We start from the raw sequence: 12739 nt of genomic DNA, 5'->3' as shown, positions 1-12739 counted from the left end.
CCGGGCGCCAACACCTGCCCACACCCCCCGCCCGCCCTGTCACTGCAATAACGCCGGGGGGGGGGGGCCCCCGGGGCCCCCCCCCCCGCGACAGCCCGGCACCGAAAGGCAATACCGGCGGCCCCCGAAGGCAATGTTCAACGGCCCCCGAACTCGCAAATACTCACCACAGCATATGACCCATCCCCCCACCGATGCAACGGTTTATCTTCCCTTGATATTTGTTCAATACGGGGTATCGCGCGCGCAAAAAAAAATTCCTGCAATTCTCGACTGTCTGAAAGATTATTGAAAATTCACCCTGGGTCGACTCCGCGCGCTCACGATTCAGCGCTCCCGACCTTCTGCTGGCGGATCCCCGCAACCGACCGCTGAACCGGAAAACGGCGCCCCAACTACGCCAACCCAGCCCACAGAATCCGCCGTGTTTTTTATTCCGTTTCGTGAGCTGACCCCAAGCTCACAAACGAGTGTCAGCGGAAAACGATCGAGTGTCACACCCTGGGGCGACGATCGGGACTAGCCGAAATGGGGCCTTCGAACACCCGGCCGGAATTATCGAAAATCCACTAACCAGAAATGATGATGGAAAAGATCTTCGGATTTTTTTGAATCGCAACGAATTCTTGAGCGTACCCAATCGCTTTTGCACGGGTCCAACTCTGCTGTGTTCTCAAATCGATGTTGGCGGGCATTGGCCCGATGTTCCAGTAGCCGCCCGGACGCGGAGCGTCGTTTTTTGTGAAGAACACCATGACTATCCGCTTCCCCGTAGCCGCGTTTTCCCGCAGTCGGACTCTGCCGAGCGCGACGCCAAGCTTTCCCGACTCGGCGCTTGAACTCGCATGATCCCAGTTCGCTTGTATCGCTTGAATCTCGGTGAGAATTCTCGATTGCACGACGTCGGGGAGGGGCTGTGACTTGTCGACGACCACGAACGACCCATTAGCAAGCTTGTATACCAGCTGGCCTGGGCGAAGAAGAGTGTCGGCTGAGACCACATCGCCGGGTGCGTGAGCAGCCATCGTTGGCTTTGGCGTGCCAGCATTCGGGATATTTGTCGGTTTTGGTACCCCAGTAACGGGGACGGGCGGTGGATTTGGCGTGCCGACAACGGGGTCGGGCGGTGGATTTGGCGTACCGACAACGGGTACCGGCGGCGGATTTGGCATACCAACGATAGGGATATGCGTCGATTCTGGTCGTGTATCCGACGCCAACGTGGTGCAACCCGAGACCCCTCCGATGAGCGCGACCGCGAGCAGTGCAACTGCGGCGAGTCTGACCATGCCGTGCGCAATCTCGATCACGTTCGCAGCCCCTCCGCACGGTCTCGTCTACTCGAGCGTGAGCTTATCTGGCACCCATTACTGGGTGGGTAGCACAGGCCAGTGAGTCTGTGACTGATCCGTTTGATTGGAGTGGCTGACTTCCCTGCCTGGCGTGGAGAAAGCATGCGGAATGCGGAATAAGAAATGCGGAATGCGGAATGCGAAGAAGAATACTGATCGCGGTGCGAGAGTCGCTGCATGAGCGAATGAGTGTCAACGCGGTGACCGTGCTGTGCGACCAGATCGTGATCACCGAACGAATACGAAAATGAACACTCCGTTGCTCTCGTGACCGCTTCGTTCCCCCGAGAGTGGTGAGAGCCACATCAGCCCCATTTTCTCTGCGTTCTGACGTGTGCAGAGATGACGAACAATGAGAATTGCGCGACACGGTACCCATGACTTTATCGACCGGATTAGACCTTGATCCAGGGGAAATGCGGGTCGCCACAGTACCCGTGACTGGTGAACTCAGCCGAACAGACCGAGAACACCCGTGGAGACTGCAGCTCCTCAATCGAGGGACCTTCTCCGACTAGTGCAGTGCTGCTTGCGGTATCTGCCGGGTGACGTCACCGAGGGTCGCTGCCATGAAGCGACCGTGATCCTCTCCAGGTTGGTCCGGACGCGACTGGTTCGATCGCCATTTCCCAGTGACAGAGCTTCGTTACGCCTGTCAGAAAGGTCTCTGGCTTTCGACCTGTCACGCTGGCTGTCTCTCATTCGAGAACCTGACCGCCTGTGATTCACGCTCGTGATTCAAGGTCGTGATTCAAGACCACAGCGCCCAGATCATCTCGCGCAGCAGCTTCGGAGTATTTTCGTCGATCGGGCGTGGCCGAAGGCGCTCATCGGCGCGTCAGCTCACTGCCGTGTATGGCTATCGCCTCGCCGATGATTCATCGTTCAGGTGCGGCGTCCCTGCACGAACGTTAGCGGTAGCGTCGCGAGCGAGATCGCGGCGGCGACCAGCAATGCCGGGGAAAAGGACAGTCCCGCAGCAATAGTGCCAACGAGCACAGAGCCCACGCCGGTGCCAGCGTCGAAGCCAATGTTCCAGAACGCACTTGCGGTGCCGTATTCCCTACGTGAAACAGCGCCAAGTGACAACAGCAGGGTGAGATTTTGAATGCCGCCATATCCGATTCCGACGAGAGCTAGCGCGATCAGGAAGAGAATGACTGTGGTGCCGCCGGGGTTCTCGACGGCGAGGGCGGTGAGTGCGAGTCCTGCAACGGTCATGAGCACGAGGGGCCACAAAAAAACCCGGGTCCCGTAGCGATCAGCGAGGGACCCGATCCGCCACCGGCTGACCGCTGCGGCAACGGTGAATAAGGCGAGACCTCCCGCCGTCGCCAGCGGTGCCGAACTCATTTGCGGAGCGAACGTGATGATTCCGCCACCCGCCAGAGTGGCACCGAGCAGGATGATCGTCGGTCGGGCCAGCCTGCTGGCAACCCGACGCCGCGACGGGTCGTCGAATACCCGACGCGAAAAGTCACTATCCGTGGCGTCGTCGGACGTATCGGCGAATTGCAGCCGTTCGACATCGTTCTCCCGCAGTGCCCGTGCGAGCCAGGGAGTGGCTGCGATTCCCAGGATGGAGGTGCTGCCAAGGGCGAACACGATCCAGTATCCAATCCCATCGACGAGCGATGGCCCCGCGGGCAGAAGTACGACCTGCGGGATGGCGATTGCCGCACCGTACGCTCCGATCGCGGCACCGTGTCGTGCTGGCGGGACGAGTTGGGCGAGGGTAGTGGATCCGGCGACGGTGAGAATTCCGAATCCAAACCCTCGGAGGACTGACATCGCAAGGATCCACCCGAGTTGGTCGGAGACCAGATGCAGCATGGAGGGGCCACCCAGAAACAGCAGGCCAGCGGCCAGGACCGGTGCGGTACCGAAACGCGCCAGTAGCCGAGGAACGAAAGGCTGGGTGGCGATTGTGGCAAGCAGGAGGAGCCCGTTGACGACGCCTGACCCGGCTGCATCCGCACCGCCATGTACCGCCCACAGCGGAGAGACCGGAAGGAGTGCTGCGTAGCCCGAGAATCCGGCAGCGGTAATCAGGAGCAGCGCCGGCATCCCCCGCTCACGCCACACCGGGATGCGCGGTGCTGGGTAGCGTTGGCTCACGATGGCCAACCCTATCTGGCCGTCATGGCGCGGCCGCCTCACCAAGAACAGGGGAGGGGAAAACCTGGAGTTGGCTCGCGAAGCAGGTGTGTGCGAAATCATGGCGGCGCCAACGCCTGCGGCGCTTCGACAGTGGAGATCAGCGTCTGTTGTAGAGATCCAGTCGACGGTCGGCGTGGACGTCGTTCAGCGGGCTTATTGATTTGTCGCGAGCGAGGGCGAGGTCGACCGTGACCATCGCTGTGTGCTCCTCGCCAAGCTGGATGGAGGTTATCGGATATCCGTCCGCATCGACTATCACGGTTCCACCCAGCCAGTCCTGGCCACGCTCATGCCCGACTCGGTCGGCTACCGCGATGAACATGCGATTGACCGCTGCATCAGACTGCACCCGGACGATCTCCCCGGGACGCTCAGCAGCCGGTCGCGGGTAGAGCGGCCAGTTCACCGGTGCACACAGGAGATCTGCGCCGTCGAGTGCGATCCGGCGCACCCACTCCGGAAATTCGAGGTCGTAACAGATCATCAGTCCAAGGCGGCCGTACTGCGTATCTACGACCGGGGGATACCCGTCGCCCGCTATGAACCCGCAGCTCTTTTCGGTGTTCCACAGGTGTGTTTTGCGGTAGCGGGCCAACACGCCGTTTCGGTCAACAATCACAGCCGAGTTGTATACCTCGTCGCCGGCTGCGAGTTCGCTGAAGCCGCTTACGATCACGATGCCGAGCTCCGACGCTGTGCGCACCAGCTCGCGGATATACGGCCCGTCGAGGGGCTGGGCCGACGCGAGCAACTCTTCACGGTCTGCGAACATATAGCCGCAATTCGCGAGCTCTGGGAGCACCACGATATTGGCACCCCGACCGGCGGCATCCCTCACCTCCACGTCAATGCGTTTCAGCGACTCGGCGGCGTCACCGATCACGGGCGCCAACTGGATGCAGGCGATCGTGACCAGCCCACCCTCCGTCATTGTGCCGCGCCCTCGAGTTCTGCGTCACTTTTCACGCGTGCTTTTTCCTCTTCCTTACGGTCGAAGCTGCGTGAGAAAAGCAGGTACAGCCCTCCCGAGACCACGAGCCCGATCGCGAATGAGAAGTCTGCGCCACCCAGCATTTGCGCGATAGGGCCGACAAAGAAGCTCACAGAGAAAAAGGGAATCATCACAAGGAAGCCGACCGAGTACGCCACCATACCGCGCCACGCCCACCGTCGATAGAGCCCATTAGGCTTCAGGATCTCCGCAATCGCATACTTGCCGCGCCGAACGAAATAGAAGTCGACCAGGTTGACGGCAGTCCACGGCACGAGGAAGTACAGCATGAGCAGAACGAAGCTGTTGAAGCTGCTCACGTAGTTGTTCGGGATGACCAGAGCGATGACGACAGAGGTGACGCCCACCACGATGAGGCCGATGACCCGCAGCCGCACGGTGGGCCGCACGGCAGTGAATCCGTCGATCGCGCTCGATCCCGTGAGCATCGCGCCATAGGCGTTGACACCCATGATCGAGATGAGTGCGAGCACGGAGACAAGCACAGTTATCGTGCCGAAACCGGGGAAGAGCAGGTCGCCGATTTGGTGAAGGGCGAGGATCGGATCGGCGTTGGGAATATAGCTGGCCAGCAGAGCGCCGAGCGACATGAGCCACACCGCGGACAGGGCTGCTCCCGCATAGACGGAGGTGATGAGTTTCGGAGCCGAGACGTCCGCAGGGAGGTAGCGCGTGTAGTCAGAGACGTAAACGGCATAGCTGATGTTGTAGCCGGCAGCGATTGAGAATTGCACGAGGAACGCGACGGTGTTCCATCCGGATGTCGCCACCGCGGCCCCCTGCACGACAGGTACAGAGGAGAAATGGACGATCGCGACGATGGTGATAATCGTGAAAACGACGATGAGCAGGTAGGTGAGCCAGCGCTGCACGAAATGCAGCAGATCGTGGCCGACCACGGCGATGATGATGGAGACCGCGATAAGTAGCGGGTACCACAGGATTTTGCTGGCCGGCGCGATGAGCCCGATACCCTGCGTGGCGAGGATCGTATCGAACACCATGAAGCCCACATAGACGAAGACGGTTGCGGCGAACGGGACAATGGCCCCGCGGCTGCCGAATTGAGCGCGCGACTGGATCATCTGCGGTAAGCCCATGCGTGGCCCTTGATTGGCGTGGAAAGCCATGAAAAAGGTTCCGAAACACGCGCCGAGCAGAATAGAGAGCACGCTGAACCACACGCTCAGCCCCATCGACGGGCCAATGAACCCGGTGACCAGCGTCGGCAGCACGAAATTGCCGGTGAACCAGAAGGGCCCCTGGTGCCAGACCTTGCCGTGGCGTTCGGAGTGTGGAATGTAGTCGATTGAATGCTGTTCAATCACACTCTCGCGTTTGCTGTCGAGGGTAGTGTCCGACATCTTTGTCCTTTCGGGTTCTGGTCGTCAGCACATCGCACAGCGAAGAAAACGCCAAGCACCACGATGTTGGCGTCCGGAACATCGCGCAACTGGGTACGACGAGCGAACGTCTCCACGCCGGCGTACCGCGGGTTAGCGCTCGCATCGGGTGGACCGACTGGTGGGTGGGACATCGGCGTTTCCCGCTCGTTTTCTCGGACAGTGAAGTACTTATGTGCAACAGGTGATGCGTAACAGACAACTCTGATCCCGCCAGCATGATCGTGGCAGATGGAGAAGTCAAGACCCCGAGCCGCTCACCCGGATCAATTGGTGGGAGGCGTCGGCCGAGATCATCTGGATGATCCTGCCCACATCGTGGAGTGGGTCTTCGCACTCACCGGCTGCAGCTACCGATGCTTGTGCCCGAAAAACCTCTGCTACATCGCGTCGCCAATGTAGGAGTATTTGACGAATACCTCGGAGGCGAGGCCGGATTCTTCGAGCACTCCCTGCACCGCGGTGAGCATGTACTTCGAGTCCCAGCCCATGTAGAGAAAATGTGATTCGTCCAGCTCGTCCCACTGGCCGTTCCATGACTTGGCGCCGAAGATCGGCCCACTGCGTCGCGCGCTGAAGGCCACAACATTTTCGTGCGAATCGGCCCAGAGCCGCTTGAATACCCGATTAAACAGCGACTTGACGTCGTGGACCTCCCAGTGTTCGCCACGGTATTCCACGTATTCAAACTCCCGCTGCCAGCCGCGCGGCCATCCGCGCCTCCGCTGGGCGTCGAGAATCGGTGTGAGCCCGTCATCGTCGATATCGACGGTCGCCGGGCGCGCCCAGATCGCCAGGAAGTCGATGCTGAGCCGGGCAGTGCGATCGCTGATGCCGGCGGTTCCCCATGCGGGTATGTGGGCGAGCATACGGGTGGACGGGATGCTGCTCTTCTCGTACAGTGCGCGCTTCTCGGGGAAGGATTCGTCGAGTGCGCGCTCGGCTAACGACGACTCGAGGAGCGTGAGATTACCGAGAGTCTCTGCGAGAGCACGATGGCTGTTCTGCTCGTCGTCGGTGTATTCCGCCCACGCTCGGGACCCGTCCCCGCTCCAGGTGTCGGCCGGTGCCAGCGGGAAGATGTGCTCCACGTCCAGTTCGAGAGGGCCATCAATGCCAGCGAGCCGCCCCAGAACGTACGTGCTGTGCGGGAGGACTCCGTACTTGAGCGCGACGCGCACCCGCGCATCTGATGGGGTGATTCGGGCGATCGCGCGAGCCAAGGTATCCGCTCTCGCTTCTCGTGCTCGGCACAGGCGTCCCACCAGCCGGTCGTTATCAAGTCCGACGATCGTGCGTCTTAACAAAAGGGACTGAACCTGTTCCAGCGTTTCGATGAGGGCGTTCGCGTGCTCCGTGCCGCGCGAGTGGTCGCGGTAGGCGCGCATCATGAGCGGGTACATCCCCCGACCGAAGGTGTTGGTGAAAGCGAGCTGACGGGCTACCTCACTGTCTGCCGCGTGCGCCGGTTCCAGCAAAATGCGGTAGATCTCCGAGTACTCCCGCCACTCGGCGGCATGCTCTCGAAGGGACTCGAGGTCCAGTCGGGGAAACCTTTGCCGAAATGCGGCGTAGACGCCACGTCCGCCAGTGGTACCCACCTCGTGGCCCGTCGTCATGACCAGATAGTGCTGCCAGAAGCTGGCGATCGACTCTCCGGTGTTCTGTTCGATCGGTACCCAGAACGAATCTTCGATCTCGCTCTGCTCCGCGTGCGAGAGTCCCATCAGCACGTAGTTATGGATCAACTCGTGATCCCGCAGGGGCTCGCCGGTGGAGTTCAGGCTTTCGAAGATCTGCTGGGCGTTCGCATCCGCGCCAAGAGTGATGGCGACATGCTCCAGCCGCTGTAGTCCCGTCCAGATGCGTACCACCTCAGCCGCAGGAACCTGGCTTCGGAAGAAGGCGTAGTTGTCGTCGAAGCGCGAGTCGCGGATGTCGGTGTCCACCAGTCGACGGTCGAGCACGACGCTCTCGAATATCTGGGCCCAGGCACGGTGCGGTCGGAGCTTGGTGCGCGCGGGGTCGGCGTCGCGCACCAACACCTTTTCGAGGTCGGCGGCGAGTGCCGGGTCGGCGGCCAGCACCGGGTCGTGCAGCACGCTGTGATGTAGGGCGGCGACAAGCAGCATGAGGGTCGTGATGCGCTGCTGGCCGTCAATGAGTACGAGCTCGAAGGCAGCCCTTCCGGTGCTGTGGGACGGCTCGGTGCTGGCGGAGGACAGGATCGATCCGATGAAATGCATGTGGCGCTCGTCCGAGTCGGCGGCGGTTCGTATGTCGGCGAGCAGTTGCTCACAGGCGCCGATGTCCCAGCGATACTGGCGTTGGTAGACGGGAACGACGATCGTTGTATCCGCGGCGGAAAGCCAGCGAATCGTGTTGACCGCGGTCGCGTCGATATTCGTGGCAGTTCCCATAATTGACTCCAGCCTATTCTGACGACGGCGCGGATCAGAGCCGACAGGGTGCCAAATGTTAGGCTTACCTAAGTTGGGCCTGTTAAAACGTGCTGGCCCCTGACGGAAGGTCATGATTCGCATCATGGGTTATATCAAGTCCGCCGCTCTCGAAGAGACCGGTTATGTCGTACTAGATCGCTACAACCAGGAGCTCGACCCCAAGGAATGGCAGGATATCGAGTTCGTCGACTGGAAGTCGTCGGGTGAGACGCAATTCGCACCCCTCACCAGTGCGAAGGGTGAGATCGAGGTCAACGGTTTCTGGAACCACAAGCCGCCGCGCACCGACAAGGACGGCGTCTGGATTCCGTCGCAGGTCGAGAAAGCGCCGAACCTCGTGCGTCGCGCGCAGGAACCTGCCGCGAACGTCGGCCGATGCCGCGTCATCGAGTTGCAGCCGAATGTGTACGCTGACACCCTGTACAACCTGCACCAGGACGATAACAACCGCCTGAATCCGGATGGCACCGGCTGGGTCGTGCGCGGATTCTTCAACCTCACCGACGACAAGGACAGCTACTTTGTGCTGCGCGAGAACCGCACCGATCCCAGCGTCGAATATCGGATCGCGCTGCCGGCCGGTTCCCAGCTGATCATAGACACGCAGCGTCTGTGGCATGCGGCCACCCACGTGGGCAGCGAACCGCGCTACTGTCTGATCACCTCGTGGGAGTCGGGCCCCGCGCTCGATGCCTACATCGCGAAGCACAACGGCGTCAGCCGCGTGCCCAATGTCGAAGTACCCCAGGACATGCTGGATGCCGGTCAGGCCGAACAGGCCAGGCGCATCGCGGCACGTGCAGCCTTCTATGCGGCCAAGGGCCAGGCGGAGAAGACTGCGATGAGCGAGGCCTGATCCTCCGATAGTTCGTCAGAAAGGCCCTGGTCGCAAGACCGGGGCCTTTCGTCGAATTCCCCGAGTTCTGCCGAGTTGGGGAATGGGTGCCTTGTCACCATGCGTTGGCGGGGGAAGCTACGACCGCCACCGGGGATGTGTGCCACCGAGAGCCGTTGCCGTAATGGCTTGACGCCCAGGGTGACGCCCAGATGGCCTGCTCGGTGATGGACGTCGGGGCGGAAACCGCAAAAGCTTCGACGATTGTTGCAAACGACGGATTGCGCTGCAGGTTTTCTGCGGCCTTCTGGGCGGCAATCACAAGATTTGCATAGCTGCCGGTGCCACCCCCACCGCCGGACCCGTAGCCGTTGTTCATGGGGTTGTTACGGTTCCACCAGTTGTCGGCGCCGTTCTCCTGCCGCATCCAGCGCACCATCACCGTCACGTTCGCTTCGGACTGTGGCCAGCCGCCGGAGAGCAACACCATTTTCGCCCAGTCGTAGTTGGTGCCGCTGGATGCGAGGGATTCGACTCCAGCGGTCGCCGAGTAGCCGTCGCGAGACCCGACGCCGATCGAAACCCGTTCCGACACGCGGAGGGTCTGCGGGTGAGCGGCGATGTAGAGCGCGAGCTGGCCGGAGGCATCCGGGGTGGCGGGCGGCGCGATGGCGAAGAGGGCGAACAGCGAGAGCGCTGCGAGGGATGCACCGACGGAAAGCCACCTCCGCCGTGGCGCTCGCACGACCCGACGTGGCCGGAGTGCAGCACATCGTGAGGAGGGAATGTGTCGAGGAGAGGGCATGGTGTGTCGCTCGGTAGGACCCCGCTGGATCCACCCGGCTCAGAGGAGGCTACCAGAGGACGTTGCACGCTCACGATGTGGACCAGTAACAGCACGCGGGCGCCTAGCGGGATACCGCCTTCGATGTCAAGCCCTGGGCCCGAAATTCTGCATTCCCATACTCTGAAGCCAACGAGAAAAGGGGTCAGTCATGACGATCAATGCTTACGAAAACGATGGGTCCGCCATCGAATGGCCCCGCGGCGCGGCGCAAGTATCCGTCGACCCCCTTCGCGATTACCTTCAGCGGATCGGGCGCGCTCAGCTCCTCACTGCCGAAGAGGAAGTGAGCCTCGCGCGCCGAATCGAGATCGGAGTGCTGGCAGGGGAAAGGCTCGCGGCGCTGCCTGAGCTCGACAGCAAGTCGAAGCGGGAACTCCTCTGGCTGGCCCGTGACGGGGACGCCGCCTACCAGCAGTTCGTCTGCGCGAACCTTCGGCTCGTCGTGAGCATCGCCAAGCGGTATGCGGGACGGGGGCTGCCGATCATGGACGTGATCCAGGAGGGGAACCTTGGCTTGGTTCGCGCTGTCGAGAAGTTCGATTACTCGATCGGTAATAAATTCTCTACCTACGCCACCTGGTGGATTCGCCAGTCGATCCTCCGCGGGATTGCGGACTCGAGCCGTATCATCCGCATTCCCGTTCACACTGTCGAGAAGATGGACAAGCTGGACCGAGTGCGCCGCGACCTCACCAACGAACTCGGTCGCACTCCCACAATCGAGGAGGTGGCGGACTCTGCCCAAGTCACCGTGGCGGAGGTCATCAAATTGGCGAAATCAGACCACGACACCATTTCGTTCGGCATCCCCATCGGTGACGACGGTAATACGGAGCTCGGTGACCTCATCGAAGACACCGACACTCCACAACCTCACGAGTCCGTTGAGCTCGACCTGCGGCATGACGACATCCGGCGCAAGCTGGACGCACTGCCGCCTCGCGACGCCACGGTGATCCGTCTACGGTTCGGTCTTGAAGGGCGCCAAGCACTTACGCTCGACGAGGTTGGGGAGCTCTATGGCATCACCCGCGAGCGGGTTCGCCAGTTGGAGACCCGCAGCCTCAAGCGCTTGCGCAGCGAAGACCTGCATTCCTACCTTGCTTAGGTCCGAGCGCTAAAGGGGCGGTTCGGTGTTTTCCAGTCCCGTGCCGTCTTGCTCGGCGATGGTCTCTTCGAACGTGAGGTCGCCACTCGCCGAGGTGTGTGAGAGTTCCACGTTCGATTGGGCGCGGCCATCGCCCCCGCGGCCCACGTCTCTCACTCTTCGGGTGTCTTGCTGAGAGCACCGACCTCTTCGGTGAGCTGGAGGCCCTGGGCGCTGTTGGAGGAGAGCGTGAGGGCTTCGAGCCACTCGCGGTTGATCTTGGCCATCCGTCCACCGTCGTAGCGGAAAACCAGAGGGATGGCCGGGTCGAGCCAGATCACGCTGCGTCCATCCCCGACGCTTTGCTCGTCACGCCAAGAGAAGAAGAAGCTTTCGTCGCGCCTCAACTTGAGACCGATGACCAGCTGCAGGTGCGCGAGAACGCGGTCGTCGAAAATCACTTCGATAGTCTGGCCGTAGAGCAACTTACCCACGCGTGGTCTCCCATTGTGCCGGTGAATCGAGGAGCGCCGCCCTCGGTCGTGAAGTGAACATTACTACGTCGACCATCGGGGAAAAATGATTGGCGGAGAACTCGACTTTGGTAATCCTTCCAGCTCGCAACTCGTGCTGCCATTCCCGGTCAACCTGCGCTGCGTAACGCAGATACGGGGCAGCCCATAGAGTCGGACCTCGTGGGAATGACTGTCTGGGGTGCGCGCGAATCCAGGCCGCCGATGAATCGAGCGGCACTCGCACTCGTTCTCTCGTCGATCCTCTGGGGGACCACCGGCACGGCCGCGAGCCTCCTGCCTGCGGACGTGAGCCCCCTCGCCGTCGGTTCAGCGACAATGGGCGTTGGAGGAGTACTGCTCTTCGGTATCTCCATGCGACCGGCCATCTCAGCACTTCAGGACCCCGCTGCCCGCCGCTGGTTGCTTGTCGGAGCCGGCGGGGTCGTCGTCTATCCTCTGGCCTTCTACGGGGCGATGAACTTGGCAGGGGTGGCGATAGGGAATGTCGTCGCTCTCGGCTCTGGTCCGGTGTTCGCGGCCTTCTTCGAGTGGGCCAGGGAACGTCGGCGGCCCGGACGCGTCTGGGTCGCCTGCACGGCGACCGCGATCATTGGCATCGGCCTGCTCGCGCTCGGCGGCTCGGCCCGGGGTGACCGCCCCGAGGCGAATGTCGCCTCCGGGGTGATTCTCGGGCTCGTCGCCGGTAGTGCCTTCGCGCTCTATACCTATGCGTCATCACGAGCCATGACCCTCGGCTTACCGTCGCGTGGCGTGATGGGAGGAATGTTCGGACTCGGCGCGATGGGACTTCTGCCGGTGCTGCTGGTCGCCTACCTGCTGTTCGGTATCGCCCTTGGCACCCTTCGAAGCAGCGCTGCGACCACTATCGCCCTCATTGAGCCGCTCATCGCCACGGTTCTCGCTGTGGTGGTGGTGGGGGAGCGACTCGGTGCGGTCGGATGGGTTGGGCTTGCACTTATCCTCGCGGGAGTAATCGCGCTGAGTACGGCCCGTTATCCTCATAACCGACCGTGAACCCGTATCATCTTGGGCATGGAAACTGGGC

The 12739-nt window shown here is 61.6% G+C and carries 10 protein-coding genes; 3 read left to right on the top strand and 7 right to left on the bottom strand.

What is annotated here, in order from left to right; all coding sequences use genetic code 11:
- Positions 1 to 569: 569 nt before the first annotated feature.
- The 5 genes from RCH11_RS10995 to RCH11_RS10975 form a co-directional block, all read right to left on the bottom strand.
- The gene (locus RCH11_RS10995) at positions 570 to 1310 is read right to left on the bottom strand and encodes a hypothetical protein (RefSeq protein ID WP_327057030.1); all 741 of its coding nucleotides are present in this window, start codon (positions 1308 to 1310) and stop codon (positions 570 to 572) included.
- A gap of 927 nt (positions 1311 to 2237) precedes the next feature.
- Positions 2238 to 3470, bottom strand: a complete 1233-nt coding sequence (locus RCH11_RS10990) for an MFS transporter (RefSeq protein WP_327057029.1) — start codon at positions 3468 to 3470, stop codon at positions 2238 to 2240.
- 139 nt (positions 3471 to 3609) lie between these two features.
- Positions 3610 to 4443, bottom strand: a complete 834-nt coding sequence (locus RCH11_RS10985) for a nitrilase-related carbon-nitrogen hydrolase (RefSeq protein WP_327057028.1) — start codon at positions 4441 to 4443, stop codon at positions 3610 to 3612.
- Positions 4440 to 5888, bottom strand: coding sequence for a purine-cytosine permease family protein (locus tag RCH11_RS10980; RefSeq protein ID WP_327057027.1), 1449 nt, complete (start codon positions 5886 to 5888; stop codon positions 4440 to 4442). Before RCH11_RS10980 ends, RCH11_RS10985 begins: the two co-directional genes overlap by 4 nt.
- Positions 5889 to 6307: 419 nt before the next feature.
- Entirely contained in the window at positions 6308 to 8347 is a 2040-nt protein-coding gene (locus tag RCH11_RS10975; protein WP_327057026.1) for a DUF262 domain-containing protein, read from the bottom strand.
- A 124-nt stretch (positions 8348 to 8471) separates the two neighbouring features.
- On the opposite strand from RCH11_RS10975, the gene RCH11_RS10970 reads away from it, so the two are divergent.
- Positions 8472 to 9245, top strand: a complete 774-nt coding sequence (locus RCH11_RS10970) for a hypothetical protein (RefSeq protein WP_327057052.1) — start codon at positions 8472 to 8474, stop codon at positions 9243 to 9245.
- A gap of 94 nt (positions 9246 to 9339) precedes the next feature.
- Here the strand turns inward: RCH11_RS10970 and RCH11_RS10965 are convergent, their stop codons facing one another.
- The gene (locus tag RCH11_RS10965) at positions 9340 to 9969 is read right to left on the bottom strand and encodes a hypothetical protein (protein ID WP_327057025.1); all 630 of its coding nucleotides are present in this window, start codon (positions 9967 to 9969) and stop codon (positions 9340 to 9342) included.
- A 250-nt stretch (positions 9970 to 10219) separates the two neighbouring features.
- Between RCH11_RS10965 and RCH11_RS10960 the strand changes: the two genes are divergently transcribed.
- A complete protein-coding gene (locus RCH11_RS10960) occupies positions 10220 to 11179 on the top strand; it encodes a sigma-70 family RNA polymerase sigma factor (RefSeq protein WP_327057024.1) in 960 nt (319 codons plus the stop codon).
- Positions 11180 to 11331: 152 nt separating this feature from the next.
- On the opposite strand, the gene RCH11_RS10955 is transcribed toward RCH11_RS10960, so the two are convergent.
- Positions 11332 to 11652, bottom strand: a complete 321-nt coding sequence (locus RCH11_RS10955) for a DUF7882 family protein (RefSeq protein ID WP_327057023.1) — start codon at positions 11650 to 11652, stop codon at positions 11332 to 11334.
- A gap of 243 nt (positions 11653 to 11895) precedes the next feature.
- On the opposite strand from RCH11_RS10955, the gene RCH11_RS10950 reads away from it, so the two are divergent.
- Positions 11896 to 12708 carry a DMT family transporter gene (locus RCH11_RS10950; RefSeq protein ID WP_327057022.1) on the top strand — a complete coding sequence of 271 codons (813 nt, stop codon included), beginning with the start codon at positions 11896 to 11898 and terminating at the stop codon, positions 12706 to 12708.
- Positions 12709 to 12739 lie beyond the last annotated feature (31 nt).

The organism is Glaciihabitans sp. GrIS 2.15, from assembly GCF_035984695.1.
Classification (GTDB): Bacteria; Actinomycetota; Actinomycetes; order Actinomycetales; family Microbacteriaceae; genus Lacisediminihabitans.
This window is presented reverse-complemented; position numbering and strand designations above follow the sequence as displayed.